Source organism: Mesorhizobium sp., assembly GCF_017306585.1.
GTDB lineage: Bacteria > Pseudomonadota > Alphaproteobacteria > Rhizobiales > Rhizobiaceae > Mesorhizobium.
On the sequence record NZ_JAFKIC010000223.1, the window covers coordinates 1 to 21,835 of the forward strand.

Sequence of the window (21,835 nt, forward strand, 5' to 3'; positions counted from 1 at the left end):
CTTTGCCGCCGGCTTTGTCGATTCCATAGCCGGCGGCGGCGGCCTGATCACCATTCCAGCGCTGTTGCTTGCCGGCTTCTCGCCGGTCGAGGCGCTGGGCACCAACAAGCTGCAAGGCATGTTCGGTTCGGGATCCGCCACCATTCACTACGCCTCCAAGGGCCATGTCGACCTGCGCCGGCAATTGCCGTCCGCCCTTCTCGCCCTCCTCGGCAGCGTCGGCGGCGCCCTGCTTGCCACGATCGTGCCTGGCGACCTGCTGCGCGCGCTGCTGCCGCTGGTGCTGATCGCCATCGCGCTCTACTTCGCGCTCAAACCCAACATGAACGATGTCGACCGGGCCGAACGCCTGTCGCCATTCCTGTTCGGACTGACCCTGGTGCCTGCCATCGGCTTCTATGACGGTGTGTTCGGGCCGGGCGCCGGCTCCTTCTACATGCTGGCCTTCGTCACGCTGGCCGGCTATGGCGTGCTCAAGGCGACAGCTCACACCAAGCTGCTCAACTTCGCCTCCAACATCGGCGGTTTCATCGTCTTCGCCGCCGTCGGCGTCATCTCCTGGAAGATCGGCCTGATGATGGGTGTCGCCCAGTTCCTGGGCGCCCGCCTCGGCGCCAGCCTTGCCATGCGCATCGGCGCCAGGCTGATCAAGCCGCTGCTGGTGATCGTCTGCGTGGCGCTGGCGGTCAAGCTTTTGGCCGACCCGGCCAACCCGCTACGCCTCATGATTGGTGTGTGATCCGTACGGGTCACTCGACCATCCCGGCTGCTTTTTGAATCCACCGCTTCGTCTGCTAGAATTGCCGCATGTCCGTCGAGACAGAGCGCCACCGGCAAGACGACAGGTCTCCCCTCCATTTCGAGATGGAGCGGCGGATACCCTGCCCGTCGCTCCAGGGTATCGTGACCGACATATGCGGCTATCGCGAGCTCTGGCCCGGCCATTTCCGCATCGTCGAATACGCTACGCTCACCGTGCCGCTGGTCATCAGCTTCGCGGAAGCATTCGCCATCGGGCTTGGCAAGGCACCTGGCGATAATGATCGTTTCGGCAGTTTTGCCGCCGGCCTCTTTGCCGGTCCGGTGATGATTGAATCCTTCGGCCGCGCCTCCTGCGTTCAGGTCAATTTCACCCCGCTCGGCGCCCGCCGGTTCTTCGGCCAGCCGATGAGCGCGCTGGCCGACCGCATGGTCGTCCTCGACGACGTGCTCGGCTCCGAGGGAACCGCCTTGCGCGAGACGCTGAGCAATGCGGCGGATTGGAATACCCGTTTCACCATAGTGCAGGCATTCGTTGCCGATCGCCTCGCCGATGCCGTGGAAACACCGGCCGGGATCGCCTGGGCCTACGAAAGGATCGTCAATTCGGGTGGCCGCACACGCATTGCCTGGCTCGCCGGCGAACTCGGCTGGAGCCGCAAGCATCTTGCGGGAAAATTCACCGATGCCACCGGTATCGGTCCCAAAACCCTCTCCCGCATCGTCCGCTTCAACCGGGCGCTTGGGCTGTCGCGCCGAAGTGCCGACGATTGGGCTGGTATCGCCGCCGATTGCGGCTATGCCGACCAGGCCCATCTCGTGCGCGAATTCCGTGACCTCTCCGGCCAGACGCCGACAGCCCTCGGGTAACATTTCTTCAAGACGCAGCAGCGGCCTTTGCTCAGAGTAGGGCATCGACCAATCCACTGAAGGAGGTTCCCATGCCCGCCACCACCGAAGCCCCCCGGCTCTACCCTGCCTTGCGCTACAAGAACGCCGCGAAAATGATCGATTGGCTCTGCCAGGCCTTCGGCTTCAGCGTCCGTGCCCGCTATGGCGAAGGCGATGTCGTGCACCATGCCGAACTTGTCTTCGGCTCCTCGATGATCATGCTTGGCACCGCCCGCGCCGACGATTACGGCAAAATGGTCGGGGAACCCGGTTCAGGCGGCGGCAAGTCGATCTATGTCGCCGTCGATGATGCCGACGCCGCCTATGCCAGGGCCAAAAAGGCTGGCGCGACGATCATTCAAGAGCTGACCGACCGTGACTATGGCAGCCGCGAGTTCATCTGTCGCGATCCGGAAGGCAATGTGTGGTCGTTCGGCACCTATTGGCCAAAGGCCGGCGAAAAGGACTGAAGACCCTGAAGCGCGTCGTCCCGGCACCAAGCGATGCGGCGCGCTCTTTCGAATGCTTCAGGCTTCTTCCCGGTAACGAACGGGATTGGCAGGGTCCGCGCTCAATATCTCGGCCGTTTCGGCAATCAGTTCCGCAACGATCTCGCTCTTCAACTCGTCGTATCTCACGAAGCTGAAATTGTTCCGCCCCGATCGGATTTCCCCGAGCCTGCCCCGATAGCGATCAACGATGGGGCGGCTGTCGACGGTGACGGAGAGATAGACGCTTATGTAGCTCTTCTGAAGTGCGACACCGATCACCGGCCAGTCGGTCGATTTGCCGGATCTTATGGAATAACGGAACCTGCCGTAGCCGATCATTTTCATGCGCATGCCGGCGCTTCCCGCCGGCGTGCCCTCGTGAAAATGGCGCCGAAGCGACGGGGCAGCTTCGCGGATCAATCCGTCGAATTTCCGCAGATCCGACTCCCGCTCCGGATCGAAACCAAAATAGCCATCCAGGTCATCGGCGGTCACCTTGAACATTGAGCGGTCTCCTTTCCGAGCGCTTCCACCGTCCAAGGACGAATTCGGTGAACCGGCTCCGACAGCGCCGCGGCAATTCCGCTGGCGTTGAAGAATGGCCTACCGGGCTAGGCCGAAAATCGCGTCGCAGTCGAGATTGGCCTCCAGCTCGGCCGCGACCTCGTCCAGCGCCTTTTCGACCTCGGCGCGATAGTCGACACCGCCCCCTTTTACGCCGAGGCTGTTCAGGTAGGCGGTGCGGAAGGCATCGGCGCCGAACAGCCCATGCATATAGGTGCCGATCACCTTGCCGTCGGCTGACACGGCGCCGTCCTCGATGCCGTTGATGATCGCCGACGGCCGCGCGGTGTCCGGCCCTGTGGTGCGGCCGAGGTGAATTTCGTAGCCTTCAAGCGGCAGGTCGTAGCGGACCGAGCGGGCGATGACGTTGCGCACTGTCTTTTCCGGCTCCATCACCGTCTCGACATCGAGCAGGCCTAGCCCTTCGGTTTCGGTTACGCTGCCCTCGATTCCCTCGGGATCGCGCACCACGCGGCCAAGCATCTGGTAGCCGCCGCAAATGCCGACCACATGGCCGCCGCGCTTGCGATGCGCGGCAAGATCCCGGTCCCAGCCATTCTCGCGGAACTTTATGAGATCGCCGATCGTCGACTTGGAGCCGGGAATGACCACCAGCCCGGCATCCGGCGGCAGCGGCTTGCCCGGCGGCACGAACACCACCTCGACCTGCGGCTCGGCCTTGAGCGGGTCGAGATCGTCGAAATTGGCGATGCGGCCAAGCATCGGCACCGCCACCTTCAGCGCGCGCGCCTCACCGGACGCCAGCCGCTCCAGCACCACGGAATCTTCCGACGGCAGCCGTGCGGCCGCCTTCAGCCAAGGCACGACGCCAAAGCAGCGCCAGCCGGTGAACCTGCCGATCGCCTTGATGCCATCCTCGAACAGCGAGACGTCGCCGCGGAACTTGTTGATGAGGTAGCCGACGATCATGCGCCGGTCCTCTTCCGGCAGGATCAGATGCGTGCCGGCGACAGAGGCGATGACGCCGCCACGGTCGATGTCGCCGACCAGCACCACCGGCACATTGGCGCGCGTGGCAAAACCCATATTGGCGATGTCGCGGCTGCGCAGATTGATCTCGGCCGGCGAGCCGGCCCCCTCGACGATGACGAGATCGGCGCCCTCGCCGACTTTCGCCCAGGACTCCAGCACCGCGTCCATCAACTGGCCCTTGAGCCTCTGATAATCGCGCGCCCGTGCCTCGCCGAACACCTTGCCCTGCACCACGACTTGCGCGCCGACATCGGTCTGCGGCTTCAGCAGCACCGGGTTCATGTGCACCGACGGCGCCACCCCGCAAGCAATCGCCTGCAGCCATTGCGCGCGCCCGATCTCGCCGCCGCCATGGCTGTTGTCGCCGGGAATATCGGCGACGGCGGCATTGTTCGACATGTTCTGCGGCTTGAACGGCCGCACCTTCAGTCCACGCTTTTTCGCGACCCGACATAGTCCGGCGACCAGGACGGTCTTGCCGACATCCGACCCCGTGCCTTGCAGCATGATTGCTCTGGCCATCAACCCCTGCCCTGTGTCGCGGCGCCTGTGATGGTGGATTTCTGCGCCAGCGGCCCGCCGCGCCAGATGTAAAGTGCCAGCAGCGGCTCTGCTCCGGTACGCATGGCATGATTGACGTTCGAGGCATGATGGACGATCTCGCCGGCCTCCCGCTTGCCAAATCCGCCCTCGCCCATGCGCCACTCCGTTCCGCCGGTCAGAGGAATATAGATCTCTTCGGCGACGTGATGGTGGTCGGGATAGACGATGTCGGGTCCGAGAATGAGCAGGCCGGCCGCGACGTCCTCATTGGCGAAATGGCCGCGCGTGCCGAACACTTCGAGCCAGCCATAATTATCGATGAAAGCTTTGCCGAAATCGGCCTCCGTGTAGGTCTGCCCCCAACGCAGGTCGTTGCGTTGCCTTGCCAGTAACCGCACCAATGGTTTTGCGGCCGGCGGGGCCAGTTCCACCGCGCGATCGAGATGGCGCAGACAGCCGAGCGGACGCGGCTCCAGGTCGCGCGCGGCCATCTCCCAATCGATGCGCCCCACGGCATCGGCTACCAGGGCGCTGTCGAGGGACGCGAGATAGGCATGGAATTGTTGCAGCAGCTCGTCGAATTTTGTCGTCACGTCTTGCTCCGGACATGCATTGGCGCACAGCCGCTCCGCGGCGGGTCGGGTTGCGCGGCGGCATCATTGGTCTAGATTGGTGCGCGCGCATAGCCAAAAACGACAGGCCAGCGGGCTCGCTGGCCAGCACATAGGGAGCACGCCATGGACGCCGCGGTCGATGCGAGCACCAGCCAGTTCGAACTCAACGAGGAACAGCGCGCCATCCAGGAGATGGCGCAGGCATTCGCCGCCGACCGTGTGGCGCCGAACGCGCTCGACTGGGATCGCAGGAAGCATTTCCCCGCCGATGTGATCCGCGAAACCGGCCCGCTTGGTCTCGGCGGCATCTATGTCCGCGACGACGTCGGCGGATCCGCGCTCGGCAGGCTCGACGCCGTGCTGATCTTCGAGGCGCTGTCGCACGCCGATCCGGGCTTTTCGTCCTTCATCTCGATCCACAACATGGTCGCCTCGATGATCGACCGCTTCGGCAATGACGATCAGCGCCAGCGCTTCCTGCCGAAGCTGACCTCGATGGAATGGCTGGCGAGCTACTGCCTGACCGAGCCGGGCTCCGGCTCCGACGCCGCCGCCCTGAAGACGCGGGCGGTGAAGAGCGGCGGCGACTATGTGATCAACGGCGCCAAGCAATTCATTTCCGGCGCCGGCGACAGCGATGTCTACGCCGTCATGGTGCGCACCGGAGCCGATGGGCCCAAGGGCATTTCCACCATCATCGTGCCGAAAGACGCGCCGGGCCTCTCCTTCGGCGCCAACGAGCACAAGATGGGCTGGCACATGCAGTCAACCCGCCAGGTCATCTTCGAGGATTGCAGGGTGCCGGCGGAGAACCTTTTGTCGGGCGAAGGCGCCGGTTTCGGCATCGCCATGGCCGGGCTCGACGGCGGCCGACTGAACATCGCCGCCTGTTCACTCGGCGGCGCGCAGTCGGCGCTCGACAAGGCACTGGCCTATACGGGCGAACGCAAGGCCTTCGGCTCCAAGATCAACCAGTTCCAGGCGCTGCAGTTCAGGCTGGCCGACATGGAGACCGAGTTGCAGGCGTCGCGCATCTTCCTCTATGCGGCGGCCTCGAAGCTCGACCGCAAGGCGCCTGACGCCGGCAAATGGTCGGCGATGGCCAAGCGCTTCGTCACAGACACCGGCTTCAACGTCGCCAACAACGCGCTGCAGCTGCTCGGCGGCTACGGCTATCTGCATGACTACGGCATCGAAAAACTGGTGCGCGACCTCAGGGTCCACCAGATCCTCGAAGGCACCAACGAGATCATGCGCGTCATCATCGCGCGATCGCTGATCGGCCGTTGAAGCCAGACATTTCCGGGAGAGAGACAATGACCACAATCGCCTTCATCGGCCTCGGCAACATGGGCAATCCGATGGCCGCCAATCTGGTCAAGGCCGGGCATGCTGTGCATGGCTTCGATCTCATGCCGGAAAACCTCTCCATCGCCAAGGAACACGGCCTCGTCATCATGGCCAACGCTTCAGCCGCCGTGAAGGACGCGGATGTGGTGATCACCATGCTGCCCGCCGGCAAGCATGTGCTGTCGGTCTATGAGGACATCGCGCCAAACGCCAGGAAAGGCGCATTGTTGATCGATTCCTCGACGATCGACGTCGAATCGGCGCGCAAGGCGCACGCCATAGCCGCCAAACACGGCCTGCTATCGATCGACGCGCCGGTTTCCGGCGGCACTGGCGGCGCGACGGCCGGTACGCTGACTTTCATGGCCGGCGGCTCGGATGCAGCCTTCGCCGCAGCCGAGCCGATCCTCAAGCCGATGGCCGGGCGCATCGTCCATTGCGGCGGCGATGGCGCCGGCCAGGCGGCCAAGATTTGCAACAACATGATCCTCGGCATATCGATGATCGGCGTCGCCGAGGCCTTCGTGCTGGCCGAGAAGCTCGGCCTCTCGCATCAGGCACTGTTCGATGTCGCCTCGACCTCATCGGGCCAGTGCTGGTCGCTGACCACCTATTGCCCGGTACCCGGCCCGGTGCCCACCTCGCCCGCCAACCGCGACTACAAGCCCGGCTTTGCCGCGGCCCTCATGCTGAAAGACCTGAAGCTGGCCCAGGAAGCCGCTCAAGGTTCCGGCGCGGTGACCCCGCTAGGCGCCGAGGCGGCACAGCTCTATGCGCTGTTCAACGCACAGGGACATGCAGGCGACGACTTTTCAGGGATCATTAACTTCTTGCGCGGCGCTAATCCATAACTAGCTAATATGATTGAGTTTTTTCGCCTACATCGCAAGAAAACCGCCAAATTTAGATTTGCTTAAGCTCTCGATAACTCTGCGGTAACGATGTCCCTATAAAACAGATTGCGAGGCGGACATCGAAACCGCCCGGCGCTCCGGATCAGGTCTCGCGTACCGGAGCCCGTAAGTTTCGCCAAGTGCTTGAGTAGCGAAACGCCATGCGTATCTGGCAAAGCCGCGTTCCCGCAGGAGCGCGGTTTTTGCGTTTCCGGCGCTTTCTTGTCCTCTGCCCGCCTATATTCCGATCGCCGCGCCCGGGATCGGCACGTGATCTTCGTTGGTCAGCACGATCGGTGCGGCGACCCCGTCCACGCGAAGCACGAGCAGGCGCATGCTCCATGTGCCGGCAGTGCGCACCAGATGCGAAAACACGGTGCCCTTGCCCTTGGCGCCATGGACGGGAATGCTGAACTGCGCCTCGCCAGCCCCGTTCGCGTTGACGTTGAGATTGCCGCCGACCCAGAAATTGTCGGCCACGTCGTCACCGATGGCGGCTTTAACCCGGGAATCGGCACGGATGGCGTCCATGGTCATGTGATAGGCATCGCTGCCTTTCAGCATGAAGGGAATGCTGCCGACCATGGTCGCGCAGCCGCCGATGCTGACCACCCAGACGGCAAGGCCGGCGATCGCCCAGTTGCGTTGCGTCTTGCGGAATTGCTCGGCGTCGCGCCAGGCCCGATTCTGCCAGGCCCAGCGGCTGCCGCGCGCGCCGAGCACGAAGATCATCACCAGATTGACGAGCGGGATCAGCGCCAGCAGCGCGATGAAAGTGCTGTTGCCGATGCCCCAGATCCAGTTGAGGAAGAAGGCGCCCCAGTTCCAGCGGTCGAGTTCAGGCGGAATTTCAGCCGGCTGATTGAGTGGTTGTCCGGCCATCATGTCCCCCATTTGGCAAAGACTGCTTCGCGGAATTCTAGCGCAGGCGCGACAAAACAGGAACGGTTTTCACCTGCAACCAGATCGGACATCGGCGCGGTGTCTGTCCGCCCCTTGACGTTAATAAGAGTACAGCTTGCCTATCGGTCGATGTTGCCGGATGTTGACCAAAATGGGGTAGCACATGACTATATTGAACAGCATGCGGACAGTACTTGCGGCCCTGATGTTATTGGGATGCTCTTCAGCATTTGCGGGAGTTAACGATCCCTCCTGGGACCCGCCTCGTCGCTTCGATCATGCCTTCGCCGGCAAGCTGACCATCAAGCGCTTGCCCCAGCGGGATGTCGAAAGGGCCTGTCGTGCGCTTTTCGTGAAACATAAAATCCCGGTAGCGTCCCTCACCAACTGGCGCGGCTGTTCGCTTCCTTTGTCGAAACGCTCATGCATAATCATCGTCGTGAACAAGACGTTCATGCGCGCAACGCCAAAGGCGATTATCCGACACGAAGTCGGTCATTGTAACGGTTGGCCGGCAAACCATCCGAATTAATTCAGGACGGTCGGATGGAATTCCCAGGCGGCTTGGCTTTATGCCTTGGTGGACAAACGCCGGAAGTTCGCCTTTACCGCGCGGCTGGCCGGCTTCAGGGCGGCGCTGACCGATCGCTCCGCCGCAACGCCGCTGAGCAGCGACGGGGTGCGGCCGGAGAAAACCTCCGGCCAGAAGCGCGAGGCTGATTGCAGCAGCGACATCTGCGCTGCAAAGACGCCTTCGACCGTGGCGACCATCTTCTCATTGACCGCGCGCGCCATCTCCGTGCTCCAGGGATTACCGCTTTTGGCGTCCATGGCCATCAAGGGCATCCGCATCATCACCACGAGCGGCGACAGCATCAAATCGGCACCAATGCCGGCAGCCCTGCGTCTGTTCCTGCTGATTTTTCTCATGTAGCGCCCCTGTAGCGGCGAGATTGCTGCCGCCCAGATCCACTACGCGCCAGCAGCGGAATTCGTTCCCTGATTGTGAGAGGATATCTTGCAAACCGGGCGTCCTCGGGAAGAGAACGCCCGGTCGAAGTCGTGCTTACCGCTTGCGCAGGTCGGCCTTTGCCAGGTCCAGTGCCTTGGCAATGCGTTCGCAGGCCATGTCGATCGTGTCGCGCGTCCAGATAAGCGGCGGCGACAGGATCATCGTGTCGCCGGTGGCGCGCAGCATCATGCCGTTGGCGATCGCATGGTCGCGAACGATCACCGCGGCACTTCCCGATGGCAGGAAACGCTCCTTGGTCGCCTTGTCCTTGACGATCTCGATCGCGCCCATCAGGCCGATCGAGCGCACCTCGCCGACCAGGTCATGGCCGGCGATTCGCTCCTGCAGCGCCTTGGCGAAATAAGGTCCGGTGTCGTTCCTGACGCGCTCGACCAATCCTTCCTTCTCGATGATCTCGAGGTTCTTCAGCGCCACCGCGCAGGCCACCGGGTGGCCGGAATAGGTATAGCCATGGTTGAACTCGCCGCCCTTCTCGACCAGCGTCGAGGTGATGCGATCGCCCACCAGCAAAGCGGACAATGGCTGATAGCCTGATGTCAGCGCCTTGGCCGTGGTGATGGTGTCGGGTTCAATGCCGAGCGTCTGGGCAGCGAACCACTCGCCGGTGCGGCCATATCCGGTGATGACCTCGTCCAGCATCAGGAGCACATCATATTTGCGGCAGATGCGCTGCACTTCGGGCCAGTAGCTCGCCGGCGGGATCTTGACGCCGCCCGCGCCCATCACGGGTTCGCCGATGAAAGCCGCGACCTTGTCGGCGCCGGCCTCGAGGATCGCATCCTCAACCGCCTTGGCCGCGCGCAGGCCGAAATCGTGGTCGCTTTCGCCCGGCAGCGCCAGTTCATAGGCGTAGGGCATCATCACATGGACGATGTTGGGCACCGCGCCGCCAAGCTGCTTGTGCATGGCGTCCATGCCGCCGAGCGACGTGCCGGCAACCGTCGAGCCGTGATAGGCCATCTTGCGCGAGATGATCCGGTTCTTCTCCGGCTTGCCTTCCAGCACCCAGTAGTGGCGCACAAGGCGCAGCGCCGTGTCATTGGCTTCCGAGCCGGACGAGCCGTAGAACACCTGGTTGACATGCTTCGGCGCGATCTCGGCAAGCTTCTTCGACAACAGCACCGGCGTCGGCGTCGAGCATTTGAAGAAGGAATTGTAGTAGGGCAATTCCTTCATCTGGGCATAGGCGGCCTCGGCCAGCTCGTCGCGGCCATAGCCGATATTGACGCACCACAGGCCGGCCATGCCGTCGAGGATCTCCGCCCCTTCGGAATCGTAGATGAAAGGCCCGTTGGCGTGGCTGATGATGCGCGAGCCTGCTTCGCGCAGCTCCTTGTGGTCGGTGAAGGGATGCAGGTGATGCGCGGCGTCGATCTGCTGAAGCTGCTTCAGCGAATAATTCTGGTAGGTCATGTCTTGATCTTTCCTCTGGATTCAATCCGGCTGGCGCCGGGGGCGAATGCATCAGAGGGCGGCGGGCGGCGAATAGCCGATGCGGGCGCACAGCCGCAAAAGCTCGGCGCGCAGCGTGCGCGGTGACGGTGTCACCGCGACCCGGAATGCGCGAGCCGAAATACTGACAAGAGCCATGGCCGGCACCTTAGAGCAAAGGCTGGTCCAGGTGAACCACCCTTTGCTTGGCCCATGCCGAATTGTGTCTACGCCTTCGGGCTCAGCGCCCGCTGGAGGAACACATATTTCATCGCGGTCTGCGCCGCCTGCGGCCGGCGGTCACCGCGTCCGCCATGTCCGCCTTCGGTTTCCTCGAAGAACAGCGTGCCGTCATGCCCAGCCTCCTGCAGGCGTGCCGCCATCTTGCGGGCATGGCCGGGATGGACACGGTCGTCGGCGGTCGAGGTTGTAAGCAGCACCGACGGATAGGCTACATCGGCCTTCACATGCTGGTAAGGCGAATAGGCGGAAAGCCACTTGGCGTCTTCCGGCTTCGAGGGATCGCCATATTCGGCCATCCAGGAGGCGCCCGGCGGCAGTTCGGTGTAGCGCAGCATGTCGAGCAGCGGCACCTCGATGATGACGGCGCCGTAAAGCTCCGGGTGCTGGGTCAGGGAAACGCCGGTCAGAAGGCCGCCATTCGAACCACCCTGGATGCCGAGCGACGCGGCCGTGGCGATGCCGCGCCTGACCACATCCTGCGCCACCGCGGCGAAATCGTCGAAGCCGTTCTGGCGTTTGCCTTTCAGCGCCGCCTGATGCCAGGCCGGGCCGAACTCGCCGCCGCCGCGGATGCAGGCCTGCACATAGGCATTGCCCTTTTCCAGCCAAAGCCTGCCGCGTACGCCGGCATAGCCGGGCTGCAACGGCACTTCGAAACCGCCATAGCCGTAGAGCAGCGTCGGCACCGGTCCTTTCTGATCGCGCCGCCTGACGACGAAATACGGGATCATCGTGCCGTCCTTGGAGCGCGCCTCGAACTGTTCCGAGATCAGCGGCGAGGCATCGAAGCGAGCCGGCTGCGATTTCACCGTCGCCAGCGTCTCGCCATCGTCGTCGGACCAGATGATGGAGCTCGGCGTCAGGAAATCCGTGAAGGAGAAGGACACGCTCGAGCCGAAATGCTCGGCATGGCTGATGCCGACGGTGCCATTCTCCGGCAGGGCGACAGGCTTCAGCGACCAGTCACCATTCTCGCGTTCGCACACGAGAACCTTGCCGCGCACATTGTCGAGCAGGTTGATGAAGAGCCGGTCCTGCGTCCTGGCGATGCCGGCGATCGACACGCGATGCGCCGGCGCCAGCAGGGTCTCGACGGTTCCGAAAACACCGGTTGCGATCCAGTGCGCGAAATCGAGCGAATAGAGACCGTCCGGCTCACATTTGGTACCGTCCGGCGCGGTCCAGGGCGTGCGCACCCCGAACACCAGCTGGTCCCTGAAAAGCGCGGTGTCGGTGACATCGTCCGGCAGCGGGATACGCCTGTTTTCACCCGAGGGCAGGCGCAGGAAACTGTGCGAGGCGAAGAAATTGAGGGTCCTGGCCAGAAATACGTGACGCCTGTCGCCGTCGAACTCCACGCCGGCCCCCACGGCCAGATCCTCGGTCAGCCCTTCGAAGATCGGCGTCGCGTCTTCCAGCCTTGTGCCGCGCTTCCAGAGTTTGACGACGCGCGGATATCCGGACTCGGTCCTGTCGGTCTCCTCGAAAGCCGCGGAGACGATCACCGTGTCCTTGTCCAGCCATCCGAAGCTCGACTTCGATGCCGGCGCGCGGAATCCATCCTCGATAAAGGACCTGGCTTCGATGTCGAACTCGCGCATCTCGCTGGCGTCGCCGCCATCCGGAGACATGGAGAGCAGGCAGCGGCTGAACTCCGGATAGAGCCGGTTGGCGCCGCTGAAAACCCACTTTATGCCTTCCTTCGCCGCCAGCTGATCGAAGTCAAGGATCGTTTCCCATTCGGGCTTGTCGGTCTTGTAGGAAGCGACCGTCGTGCGCCGCCACAGGCCGAGCGCATTGGCCTTGTCCTGCCAGAAATTATAGACGTGACCGGCAATCGCATTGCCGACGGCAATGTTGTCCTCGGCCGTCATCAGGTCGAGCGCCGTCTGGAACATCGGCTGGTAGGACGGGTCGCCCTGCAATTCGCCGACGGTGATCTCGTTCTGGCGGTGCACCCAGTCCAGCGACCTTTCGCTTGTCCGGTCTTCCAGCCAGAGGAAGGGATCGCCTGCCTTGTCGGAGGGCTGGGCTTTGGTCGTCGAAGAGGTCATGCAAGTCTCCGGAAGCGTTTTCGAGCGGCCCTGCCTACATCGCGTCGTCGGCGCCGACATTCAAGATGCGACATGGTCTTTTACGGCCGGCCGTTCATGCCGCCTCAAAGCACCCGCCGGCGTAAAACCGTCGCCAGGGCAAGCGCGGCGCACATGGCTCCGAGCGTGACCGGCAAGCCGCCCGCGCCGATCACGTCCATGACGCTGCCGGCAAGCGGCGGGACCAGAATGCCGCCGACGCCCCACATCAAGGAGAATGCCGCATTGCCGGCCACCAGCGCCGAGCCGCTGAAGCGCTCGCCGAGCTCGATGATCGACATCGTATAGATGCCGTAGGACACCGCGCCCCAGACAAAGACGCAGGGCCAGATCAGCGGCGTCTCGATCAGCACCGGCAAGAGCACGCAGCCGAAGAGCGTGAGCAGGACGCAGATGAAGCGCACCAGGCGCGCGGTCAGCCGCTCGGCCAGCAGCCCGAGCGGCACCTGCATGGCGATGTTGCCGGCGATCATCACCGACAGCAGCGCCGACATGCGGATCTCGGCGATACCATGATGCGTGCCGTAGACGGGCAGCAGCGCCAGCACCGCCTGCTCGAAGCCGGCCGCCACGACCACCGCCGACAGAAGCAGCCAGGCAAGCGGCATGAAACCCATCACCGAAACCTGATGCCCTGCTTCGTCCACCTTGGGCAGGCGCGGCAACACCGAGGCCAGGCAGAGGCCACACAGGACAAAGGCGCAGATGCCGACGAGGAAGGGCGGCCATCCCTGGGTGCCGACGGCAAGCAGGCAGAGCGGGCCGGCCGCGAAACCGGCGGAGATGATCGTCGAATAGACGCCCATGATGCGGCCGCGCTTTGCCGGCGGCGCCAGCGCGATGACCCAGATCTCACTCAAGACATAGAGTGGATTGGTCACCACCCCGATGAGGAAGCGCAGCGGAAACCAGAGATAGACGTTTTGCGTCCAGCCGATGAGCGCCAGCACAACCGCCGAAAGCGCGGCGCAGGTGAGCGCCGTGCGCCCTGCCCCGAAACGCCTCGCCAGGCCCGGGATCAGAGGAGATGACAGGATGAAGCCGATCGGAGTCATGGCGGCCGACAGGCCGATCATCGCCGGTGAGACGCCCTGCCCCTGCAGGATGAAGCTCAGCAGCGGATAGGACAGTCCCTGCGCGATGGCGAACACCGAGACGGTCGCGATGACGCCAGTGATGCCGGCCCATTGCATGCTGGCTTGGCTGGTATCCGGGCCGGACGCGCTCACGCGTTGCCGCTCCGGCGTACCGACGAACGATAAAGCGCGAAGATGATCAGCAGCGCATCGAGCGCGGCGATCACCACGGGCAGCCCCAGCGGGCCGATGCCTTGCATCAGCAGGCCGGCGCCCGGCGGCCCGACAATGCCGCCGACGCCCCACAGCAGGGCGAAAGCCGCATTGCCGGTGACCAGCAGCGTGCCCTTGAAGCGGCTGCCGAGTTCCACCAGCGCCATAGTGTAGACGCCGTAGCCGACGGCGCCCATCACCAGCAGCACGCCCCAGATCAGCGGCGTGGTGATCAGCAGCGGCAGCAGGGCCGCGCAGATGGCCGTCGCCACCGCGCAGGCCAGGATCATCGGGCGACCGCCGAACCGCTCGGCCAGCAGCCCGAGCGGGATCTGCAGCAGGATGTTGCCCAGTGAAAGCGCCATCACCAGCGCGGCAAGCCTGGCCTCGGGCAGGCCGTAGCCGGTGCCGAAGACCGGAACCAGCGCATAGGTGCTCTGCTGGACGGCGGCCGACACCAGAACGGCCAGTAGCAGCGCCGGTGCCAGCTTGGCAAAGCCGATAAAGCTGCCGGCGGGCTGGCCGTCATCCTCGAAGCCCGCAAGCTTCGACGAGACAAGGCGCAGAATGATCGCGCAAAGCACGAAACCGCCAATGCCGACGCTGAATGGCGCCCAGCCCTCGATGCCGACAAAGGTCAGCGTGAATGGCCCGGCCGCGTAACCCGCGCCCATCAGCGTGTTGAACACGCCCATGACACGACCGCGACGCGACGGCGGCGCCAGCGACAGCGCCCACACCTCGCCGAGAATATAGAGCGGGTTGATGACGACCCCGATGATGAAGCGGATGACGTACCAGGCCACCCAGTTCTGCAGATAACCAATACCCAGGAAGCAAAGCGCTCCGATCAGGGAGCAGCCGACAGCGAGATTGCGCGCACCCACCAGCCGCACCGCCGCCGGCACGAAGGAGGCCGACAGGATCAGCCCGAGCGGCATCATGGCCGCCGACAGGCCGATCAGGCCGGGCGACAGCCCCTGCTTCTGCATCAGCAGCGTAAACAGTGGCGAGCTCAGGCCCTGCGCGGCGCCGAACATGGCCAATGCGGCGGTGACGCCGGCAAGCGCCGCCCACTGCGTTCCCGCTTCGCCTTCGCTCGAGCCGGTTGCCACCATGCCGTCATTCCATGTGAGGTGCCGGCAGACCTCCCGGCCGGCTGCGCCACTAGCTACTGGTTCGACCGGGGGAAAGAAAGGGCCGGCAAGCGAAATCCGCTTGCGCCAACCGCGCCGTTTGCCCGGCCAGCGCTGGGCATTCTGTTTGCAGCTTCAGTTGGGCGCCGGCGCGCCGCTAGGGAAAGTACCGCGCGATCGCGCCCTTCTTGCCGTCCGCGTATGGCTTCAGCCAGCTATCGTCGATCGTCAGCCCGTCATCATCGGAAGGCCCCTTGCCGATCGTCCTGCGCCAGGCGCGGAACTTGTAATGGTCGAAGACATCGAGCATGTGCACCGCATAGGCTGCGGCAAAGGTCTTGTCGCCCTCGACGATCACCAGGTTCTCGTCATTCTCGTAGGACGCCTTGTACCCGAGATTGTGGCTGCCGGTGATGACCGTGGCGTTGTCCTCCATCGGGTCGATGATGACGATCTTGTCGTGCACGATCGCGTGGCCCACGGTCAGCACCTCGGCCTGGAAATCCCGGGCGATCGTGGCACCGGTGAGGTTCGCAGCCCGCACGATGGACACATTCGGCGCCTCCCAGACCTTCTCGGGATAGACGAAGGGCGCCTTGCCGTCCTTGTTCGACTTATGGGTGACCGGGTCCTTGGTCGGCGCGACATAGTTCGGCATTGCGGTTTCGTCGCTGATCGCGCCCTGCACGATCAGATTGGGATCAGCCTTCGCGGCCGCGACCGCCTGGTCGACGATCGAGTTTTCGCCGAGCTGGGACGGGTTGAACACCAGGAAGAGCACCGCCCGCTTCGCCGCCCTGATGCGAGCAAAGACATCCTCCAGATCGACGGGCCGCACGGAAATGTCCTTCTTGTTGCGGTTCGGGTCGTTGGGCGAAAACCAGACTGTCATGCCGTCCAGAACGGTTGTGACGCCATTGCGGGGATTTGGCAGGTGATTTCCCGCCCGGAACGGCACGCCTTGCGCCTGCGCCACGTGGCCGGGCGCGCTTTCCGAGGCCGGCGGCGGAAACACGTCGGCCTTCATGCGCTCCCAATAGTCATTGTAAACCTCGGCCATGTCAGGATCGTCGCGGATGAAGGCGTTGTTGGACTGTCCGCAAATGCCCGTCGACGTCCAGTTGGTGCTGCCGGTCATGACAGCCTGCGGCTTGCCCCCGGCATCGCGATAGACGGCGAACTTGTTGTGGCCGATATGGTTGTTGTTGAACAGCCGATCCGTCACCGCCACGCCCGCATCGTGAAGCCGCTTCCTGTAGGGCGCGTTGCCGGTGTCCCAGGCTTTGGTCTGGTCGTCCCTGCCGGAATTGGAAAGGATGACCTCGACGACATCCCTGGCGGCGACGATGGCATCGCACAATTCGTCGTCGCCCAGTTCATAGAGCGCGAGCCGGACCGTGCCGCCATCGGTCCTGGCCCGTTTCAGCAGGCTGGTCAGGACATCGGGCACGTCGCCATGCAGATAGGCGCGTATCTTGCTGGTCGGATCCTGCAGGATAGCCCTGATCTTGTCGCGCTTTCCGACCTTGATGCCGGCCTCGGCCAGCGCGTGCGACATCCACTGTGTCGACAGGACGCCATTGGTGAAGGCGACGCGCGCCTTGCCGAACATCTGTCCGAGGAAGATGGGGGGACTGACCGCGCCCTGGCCGAGATAGCCCAGCGGCCGCGCCGTACCCGTATAGGCCGGCTTGCCGTCAACGATCTGATCGGGGCGTACCGGCACCGGATCGAGCCCTGGCTTCATGTCGCCGACAGGGCGCACCCGGTAGGCGATCATTTCGCCGTCCGGCCTGACCTCGATGCTGTCGCGCCGCCGCCGCACGGTAAGGTCCCGCCAGAATGTCTTCTGCACCGGCCATACGCCGGTGTCCTGCGGAATCCATCGCGGATTGCGCTGCCCCTGGAACGGCACCCAGGCCGCCAGGCAGCGTTCCTCGCCCGTGTCGGGATAAATCCGCACGATCTCGAAGCCGAGGCAGCCGGGGATCATCCCGTCTATGTCCCATGAAAGGAACGCGACCTCATTGTTTGTCGCGGCACGCACTTTGACGACGTCGGTCATGGCTCTCGCTCCAGGATGTTCGGTCCGCAACTATGTCAGAAGTAAAAGACGCTACTGTAACGCGCTCTTGCCAGTATCCGTTCGCGCACGGCCCGGACCGGCTGCTTGCCGCAGCCCGCCGCCGATCTGCCGTTTGGGCATGTCGCTTCCCTCGCCCTAGTGGTCGCCGCCTCCGCAATGGCCGGACGGCGGCCGGTCCATTATGCCGCCCGCTATCCGTATCGTACGAGGACCATCATGACCGCCGCCACACAACCCTTGGAACCGGCCCAGGCGCCAGACCGTGCCCGCCGTGGCGGACGCGCGGGAAAGCGCGCCGGCGGCTCGGCAGCCTTCGAGCAACCCGCTTTCCGGCAGTTGAAGAACCCGCTGACGCCGACCAAGCTGGTTTCGGAGGACGAGCTGGAATCGATCCACCTCGCCTCGTTGCGCGTGCTCAGGGAAATCGGCGTCGACGTCCTGCATGACGAGGCCCGCCGCATCATGAAGGCGCATGGCGCCGACGTGCGCGAAGGCTCGGAGCGCGTGCGCTTCGACAGCGACATGATCCTCGAGCTGGTTTCGCACTGCCCGTCCGAATTCACCCTCCATGCCCGCAACCCGGCGCACAATCTGCGCTTCGGCGGCAACAACGTCATCCTGTCGATGATGGCGTCGGCGCCCAACTGCTCCGACATCGATCGCGGCCGCCGGCCCGGCAACCAGGCCGACTACCGCAATTTCCTGCGCCTGGCGCAGATGCACAACATCCTGAACTGCACCGGCGGCTATCCCGTCGAGCCGATCGATATCCACCCCTCGGTGCGCCACCTGGAATGCATCCGTGACCTCGCCACGCTGACCGACAAGGTGTTCCACATCTATTCGCTCGGCAAGGAGCGCAATGTCGACGGCATCGAGATCACCCGCATCGCACGCGGCATCAGCCGCGAGCAGTTGATGGCGGAGCCGTCGGTCTTCACCATCATCAACACCAATTCGCCGCTGAAGCTCGACGTGCCGATGATGGAAGGCATCATCCAGATGTCGAGCATGGGCCAGGTCGTCATCGTCACCCCGTTCACGCTCTCGGGCGCCATGGCTCCGGTGACCATCGCCGGCGCGCTGGTGCAGCAGAATGCCGAGGCTCTCTCCGGCATCGCCTTCGCCCAGATGGTGAAAAAGGGCGCGCCGGTCGGCTATGGCGGCTTCACCTCCAATGTCGACATGAAGTCGGGCGCGCCGGCCTTCGGCACGCCCGAATACATGAAAGCGCAGCTCGTTGGCGGCCAGCTCGCCCGCCGCTACAAGATCCCCTACCGCACCTCGAACACCTGCGCCGCCAACACGGTCGACGCGCAGGCCGCCTATGAGAGCGTGTTCTCGCTGTGGGGCGCCATCCAGGGTGGCGGCAATCTGATGATGCATGGCGCCGGCTGGCTCGAAGGCGGCCTGCGCTGCTCCTACGAGAAGACCATCCTCGACATCGACCTCCTGCAGATGGTGGCCGAATTCCTGACCCCGCTCGACCTGTCGGAAGACGCGCTGGGCTTCGACGCGATCCAGTCGGTCGGTCCTGGCGGCCACTTCTTCGGCACCCAGCACACGCAGGACCGCTACAAGACCGCCTTCTACTCGCCTGTTCTCTCCGACTGGCGCAATTTCGAGACCTGGGCGGAAGCCGGATCGCCGACGGCGCTGGAAAAGGCCAACAAGGTCTGGAAAGAGCGGCTGGCATCCTATGAGGAACCCTACATGGACCCGGCGATCCGCGAAGAGCTCAATGATTTCGTCCAGAAGCGAACCGCCGAAGGCGGCGCACCGACCGACTTTTGATCAGCACACTACGCGATATCGCGCGGTCGGCAGACACATCTGATTTAATTTACACAAAAACGGACCTATCTTCATGAAATCCCATGTAAAAGCGGTTGTCATCGGCGGCGGTGTCGTCGGCTGCTCGGTGCTCTATCACCTGGCCAAGGCCGGCTGGACCGACATCATGCTGATCGAGCGTTCGGAGCTCACCTCCGGCTCGTCCTGGCACGCCGCGGGCGGCTTCCACACTCTGAACGGCGACCCGAACGTCGCCAAGCTGCAGGCTTACACGGTCCAGCTCTACAAGGAGATCGAGGAGATCTCGGGCCAGTCCTGCTCGCTGCATCTGACCGGCGGCGTGATGATGGCCGACACGCCCGAGCGCATGGACTTCCTGCGGCTGGCGCACGCCAAGGGCCGCTATCTCGGCATGGACACCGAACTGATCACGCCGTCCGAAGCCAAGGCGATGTTCCCGCTCATGGACGAGACCAACTTCGTCGGCGCCATGTGGGATCCGGTCGAAGGCCATCTCGACCCCTCCGGCACCACCATCGCCTATTCCAAGGCCGCCAAGAAGCTCGGCGCCGAGATCGTGCTGCGCAACCGCGTCGTCGATCTCACCCAGCAGCCGGACGGCACCTGGAACGTCGTCACCGAACAGGGCACGGTTCATGCCGAGCATGTCGTCAATTGCGGCGGCCTGTGGGCGCGCGAGATCGGCCGCATGGTCGGCGTCGAGCTGCCGGTGCTGGCCATGGAGCACATGTACCTCCTGACCGAGCCGATGCCCGAGGTCGAGGAATTCAACAAGTCGACCGGCCGCGAGATGATCGGCGTGCTCGACTTCAAGGGCGAGATTTACACGCGCCAGGAGCGTAACGGCATCCTGCTCGGCACCTATGAAAAGGCCTGCAAGCCGTGGTCGCCGGTCAACACGCCGTGGGATTTCGGCCACGAACTGCTGCCGCCGGATCTCGACCGCATCGCGCCGTCGCTGGAAATCGGCTTCAAGCATTTCCCCGGCATCGAAAAGGCCGGCATCAAGCAGATCATCAACGGCCCGTTCACCTTCGCGCTCGACGGCAACCCGCTGGTCGGCCCGGTGCAGGGCCTGACCAATTTCTGGTGCGCCTGCGCCGTCATGGCCGGCTTCAGCCAGGGTGGGGGCGTCGGTCTGGCGTTGTCCAACTGGATGGTCCATGGCGATCCCGGCTTCGACGTCTGGGGCATGGACGTCGCCCGCTTCGGCGAATGGGCCGGCCTGCGCTACACCAACGCCAAAGTGCGCGAAAACTATTCGCGGCGCTTCTCGATCCGCTTCCCCAACGAGGAACTGCCGGCGGCGCGCCCGGCACAGACCACGCCGCTTTACGACACGATGCTCGCCAACAACGCAGTCATGGGCGATAGCTGGGGCCTCGAAACCCCGCTCTGGTTCGCGCCCAAGGGCAAGGAACCCAAGGATATCGTGTCCTTCCACCGCTCCAACGATTTCGGACCGATCGGCGAGGAAGTGCGCGCTACCCGCGATGGCGTCGGTGTCACCGAGATCGCCAACTTCGCCAAATACGAGGTCTCGGGACCGGGTGCTGAGGATTTCCTCAACCGGCTGATGACCAACCGCATGCCCAAGGTTGGCCGCATCGTGCTGACCCCGATGATCAACGAATTCGGCAAGCTGATCGGCGACTTCACCATCGCCAAGGCCGGCGAGGACCGCTTCATGATCTGGGGCTCGTCCGCCGCGCAGAAATACCATATGCGCTGGTTCGAGAAGCACCTGCCCAAGGACGGCTCGGTGCGCATCCACCGCTTCGACCAGACGCTGGTCGGCCTGTCCATCGCCGGCCCGAAATCGCGCGACCTGCTGCAGAAGCTGGTCGATGTCGACGTCTCGACCAAGGCCTTCCGCTTCATGGATTTCCGCGAGATGGCCGTCGGCGGCGCGCCCTGCCTGGTCAACCGCATCACCTACACCGGCGACCTCGGCTATGAGATCTGGATGGCGCCGGCCTACCAGCGCCTCGTCTACAAGGCGATCAAGGACGCGGGCGAGGAGTTCGGCATCGTCGATTTCGGCATGCGCGCGCTGCTGTCGATGCGTCTCGAAAAGAACTTCCCGACCTGGTTCCGCGAACTCAGGCCGATCTACGGTCCGTTCGAAGGCTCGATGGACCGCTTCATCAAGCTGGAGAAGAACGACTTCATCGGCCGTGATGCCGCCGCCAAGGAACATGCCGACGGGCCGAAACTGCGCCGCGTCTCGTTCATCGTCGATGCCGACGGCGCCGACGTGATGGGCGACGAGCCGATCTGGGCCAAGGTCAGCAAGGACTATGGCACGGTGGAAAAGCCGCACGGCTACGGCGCGCCCCGCTTTGACGACAAGGGCAAGGAAGTGCGTGGCTCCAAGGCGGCCGAAGGCGCCTCGGCCGTGCGCGGCATTGTCGACGGCGAATGGCGCGTGGTCGGCTGGGTGACATCCGGCGGCTATGCGCACTATGTGCAGAAATCGATGGCGCAGGGTTACGTGCCAGCGGCACTGGCCGAGGACGAAAGCGCCGGCTTGTTCGAGATCGAGATTCTCGGCCACCGGCGCCCGGCCCGTATCAATGTCGAGGCGCCGTTCGACCCCAGCGGCGATAAGATGCGGACCTGAGGTCCGGCCATGGACAGCGCGGCGCCAAAGGGAAGCTTCGGGCGGCATCGCAAGATCATGCCGTTCGAGCCAGGCTCGATCGAGG

General features: G+C 63.9%; 19 protein-coding genes. 8 read left to right on the forward strand and 11 right to left on the reverse strand.

Annotated elements, in window-relative coordinates; translation table 11 throughout:
- From J0I79_RS27325 to J0I79_RS27335, 3 genes are all read left to right on the forward strand, one after another.
- The coding region (locus J0I79_RS27325; RefSeq protein ID WP_292866746.1) for a TSUP family transporter at positions 1-739 on the forward strand (739 nt) is incomplete at its 5' end.
- Between the two features lie 68 nt (positions 740-807).
- Positions 808-1,629, forward strand: a complete 822-nt coding sequence (locus J0I79_RS27330; RefSeq protein WP_292866748.1) for an AraC family transcriptional regulator — start codon at positions 808-810, stop codon at positions 1,627-1,629.
- 71 nt (positions 1,630-1,700) lie between these two features.
- Positions 1,701-2,120 (forward strand): VOC family protein, encoded by a 420-nt coding sequence (locus J0I79_RS27335; RefSeq protein ID WP_292866750.1) that lies wholly within the window; start codon positions 1,701-1,703, stop codon positions 2,118-2,120.
- A gap of 57 nt (positions 2,121-2,177) precedes the next feature.
- Here J0I79_RS27335 and J0I79_RS27340 read toward each other — a convergent pair whose 3' ends face one another.
- The 3 genes from J0I79_RS27340 to J0I79_RS27350 all read right to left on the reverse strand — a co-directional run bounded on the left by J0I79_RS27340 (position 2,178) and on the right by J0I79_RS27350 (position 4,834).
- Positions 2,178-2,645: a hypothetical protein gene (locus J0I79_RS27340; RefSeq protein ID WP_292866752.1), complete on the reverse strand. Its 468-nt coding sequence runs from the start codon at positions 2,643-2,645 to the stop codon at positions 2,178-2,180.
- A gap of 99 nt (positions 2,646-2,744) precedes the next feature.
- Complete coding sequence (locus J0I79_RS27345; protein WP_292866754.1) at positions 2,745-4,220, reverse strand: cobyric acid synthase; 1,476 nt, start codon at positions 4,218-4,220, stop codon at positions 2,745-2,747.
- On the reverse strand, positions 4,220-4,834 hold the full coding sequence (locus tag J0I79_RS27350) for a dimethylsulfonioproprionate lyase family protein (protein ID WP_292866756.1): 615 nt from the start codon (positions 4,832-4,834) through the stop codon (positions 4,220-4,222). Before J0I79_RS27350 ends, J0I79_RS27345 begins: the two co-directional genes overlap by 1 nt.
- A 144-nt stretch (positions 4,835-4,978) precedes the next feature.
- On the opposite strand from J0I79_RS27350, the gene J0I79_RS27355 reads away from it, so the two are divergent.
- A complete protein-coding gene (locus tag J0I79_RS27355) occupies positions 4,979-6,145 on the forward strand; it encodes an isobutyryl-CoA dehydrogenase (RefSeq protein ID WP_292866758.1) in 1,167 nt (388 codons plus the stop codon).
- A 26-nt stretch (positions 6,146-6,171) separates the two neighbouring features.
- Positions 6,172-7,056 carry a 3-hydroxyisobutyrate dehydrogenase gene (mmsB, locus tag J0I79_RS27360; RefSeq protein ID WP_292866760.1) on the forward strand — a complete coding sequence of 295 codons (885 nt, stop codon included), beginning with the start codon at positions 6,172-6,174 and terminating at the stop codon, positions 7,054-7,056.
- A gap of 279 nt (positions 7,057-7,335) precedes the next feature.
- Here the strand turns inward: mmsB and J0I79_RS27365 are convergent, their stop codons facing one another.
- Together J0I79_RS27365 and J0I79_RS27370 are read right to left on the reverse strand one after the other, a co-directional pair.
- Entirely contained in the window at positions 7,336-7,980 is a 645-nt protein-coding gene (locus J0I79_RS27365) for a cytochrome c oxidase assembly factor Coa1 family protein (protein WP_292866762.1), read from the reverse strand.
- Positions 7,981-8,277: 297 nt separating this feature from the next.
- Complete coding sequence (locus J0I79_RS27370) at positions 8,278-8,457, reverse strand: hypothetical protein (RefSeq protein WP_292866764.1); 180 nt, start codon at positions 8,455-8,457, stop codon at positions 8,278-8,280.
- 121 nt (positions 8,458-8,578) lie between these two features.
- Here J0I79_RS27370 and J0I79_RS27375 point away from each other — a divergent pair, with 121 nt between their 5' ends.
- Positions 8,579-8,935, forward strand: a complete 357-nt coding sequence (locus J0I79_RS27375; protein ID WP_292866766.1) for a hypothetical protein — start codon at positions 8,579-8,581, stop codon at positions 8,933-8,935.
- A gap of 132 nt (positions 8,936-9,067) precedes the next feature.
- Here J0I79_RS27375 and J0I79_RS27380 read toward each other — a convergent pair whose 3' ends face one another.
- The 6 genes from J0I79_RS27380 to J0I79_RS27405 form a co-directional block, all read right to left on the reverse strand.
- Positions 9,068-10,447, reverse strand: a complete 1,380-nt coding sequence (locus J0I79_RS27380) for an aspartate aminotransferase family protein (protein WP_292866768.1) — start codon at positions 10,445-10,447, stop codon at positions 9,068-9,070.
- Between the two features lie 51 nt (positions 10,448-10,498).
- Positions 10,499-10,624 carry a capsid protein gene (locus J0I79_RS27385; protein WP_292866770.1) on the reverse strand — a complete coding sequence of 42 codons (126 nt, stop codon included), beginning with the start codon at positions 10,622-10,624 and terminating at the stop codon, positions 10,499-10,501.
- Between the two features lie 68 nt (positions 10,625-10,692).
- Positions 10,693-12,762 (reverse strand): prolyl oligopeptidase family protein, encoded by a 2,070-nt coding sequence (locus tag J0I79_RS27390; protein ID WP_292866772.1) that lies wholly within the window; start codon positions 12,760-12,762, stop codon positions 10,693-10,695.
- Between the two features lie 104 nt (positions 12,763-12,866).
- Positions 12,867-13,994 (reverse strand): MFS transporter, encoded by a 1,128-nt coding sequence (locus J0I79_RS27395; protein WP_292866782.1) that lies wholly within the window; start codon positions 13,992-13,994, stop codon positions 12,867-12,869.
- 32 nt (positions 13,995-14,026) lie between these two features.
- Positions 14,027-15,208 (reverse strand): MFS transporter, encoded by a 1,182-nt coding sequence (locus tag J0I79_RS27400; protein ID WP_292866774.1) that lies wholly within the window; start codon positions 15,206-15,208, stop codon positions 14,027-14,029.
- A gap of 175 nt (positions 15,209-15,383) precedes the next feature.
- Positions 15,384-17,291, reverse strand: coding sequence for a phospholipase D-like domain-containing protein (locus J0I79_RS27405; RefSeq protein WP_292866776.1), 1,908 nt, complete (start codon positions 17,289-17,291; stop codon positions 15,384-15,386).
- A gap of 237 nt (positions 17,292-17,528) precedes the next feature.
- Between J0I79_RS27405 and J0I79_RS27410 the strand changes: the two genes are divergently transcribed.
- Positions 17,529-19,106, forward strand: coding sequence for a trimethylamine methyltransferase family protein (locus tag J0I79_RS27410; protein WP_292866778.1), 1,578 nt, complete (start codon positions 17,529-17,531; stop codon positions 19,104-19,106).
- Positions 19,107-19,179: 73 nt separating this feature from the next.
- Positions 19,180-21,750 (forward strand): FAD-dependent oxidoreductase, encoded by a 2,571-nt coding sequence (locus J0I79_RS27415; protein ID WP_292866780.1) that lies wholly within the window; start codon positions 19,180-19,182, stop codon positions 21,748-21,750.
- Positions 21,751-21,835: the final 85 nt, after the last annotated feature.

Bases quoted from the DNA above. Each gene is read 5' to 3' on its own strand.
- J0I79_RS27405 (WP_292866776.1), bottom strand. From the start codon at position 17,291: ATGACCGACGTCGTCAAAGTGCGTGCCGCGACAAACAATGAGGTCGCG.
- J0I79_RS27370 (WP_292866764.1), bottom strand. From the start codon at position 8,457: ATGAACGTCTTGTTCACGACGATGATTATGCATGAGCGTTTCGACAAA.
- J0I79_RS27345 (WP_292866754.1), bottom strand. From the start codon at position 4,220: ATGGCCAGAGCAATCATGCTGCAAGGCACGGGGTCGGATGTCGGCAAG.
- mmsB (WP_292866760.1), top strand. From the start codon at position 6,172: ATGACCACAATCGCCTTCATCGGCCTCGGCAACATGGGCAATCCGATG.
- J0I79_RS27330 (WP_292866748.1), top strand. From the start codon at position 808: ATGTCCGTCGAGACAGAGCGCCACCGGCAAGACGACAGGTCTCCCCTC.
- J0I79_RS27400 (WP_292866774.1), bottom strand. From the start codon at position 15,208: ATGGTGGCAACCGGCTCGAGCGAAGGCGAAGCGGGAACGCAGTGGGCG.
- J0I79_RS27390 (WP_292866772.1), bottom strand. From the start codon at position 12,762: ATGACCTCTTCGACGACCAAAGCCCAGCCCTCCGACAAGGCAGGCGAT.
- J0I79_RS27385 (WP_292866770.1), bottom strand. From the start codon at position 10,624: ATGGCTCTTGTCAGTATTTCGGCTCGCGCATTCCGGGTCGCGGTGACA.
- J0I79_RS27355 (WP_292866758.1), top strand. From the start codon at position 4,979: ATGGACGCCGCGGTCGATGCGAGCACCAGCCAGTTCGAACTCAACGAG.
- J0I79_RS27380 (WP_292866768.1), bottom strand. From the start codon at position 10,447: ATGACCTACCAGAATTATTCGCTGAAGCAGCTTCAGCAGATCGACGCC.
- J0I79_RS27365 (WP_292866762.1), bottom strand. From the start codon at position 7,980: ATGGCCGGACAACCACTCAATCAGCCGGCTGAAATTCCGCCTGAACTC.
- J0I79_RS27415 (WP_292866780.1), top strand. From the start codon at position 19,180: ATGAAATCCCATGTAAAAGCGGTTGTCATCGGCGGCGGTGTCGTCGGC.
- J0I79_RS27335 (WP_292866750.1), top strand. From the start codon at position 1,701: ATGCCCGCCACCACCGAAGCCCCCCGGCTCTACCCTGCCTTGCGCTAC.
- J0I79_RS27340 (WP_292866752.1), bottom strand. From the start codon at position 2,645: ATGTTCAAGGTGACCGCCGATGACCTGGATGGCTATTTTGGTTTCGAT.
- J0I79_RS27410 (WP_292866778.1), top strand. From the start codon at position 17,529: ATGACCGCCGCCACACAACCCTTGGAACCGGCCCAGGCGCCAGACCGT.
- J0I79_RS27395 (WP_292866782.1), bottom strand. From the start codon at position 13,994: ATGCAATGGGCCGGCATCACTGGCGTCATCGCGACCGTCTCGGTGTTC.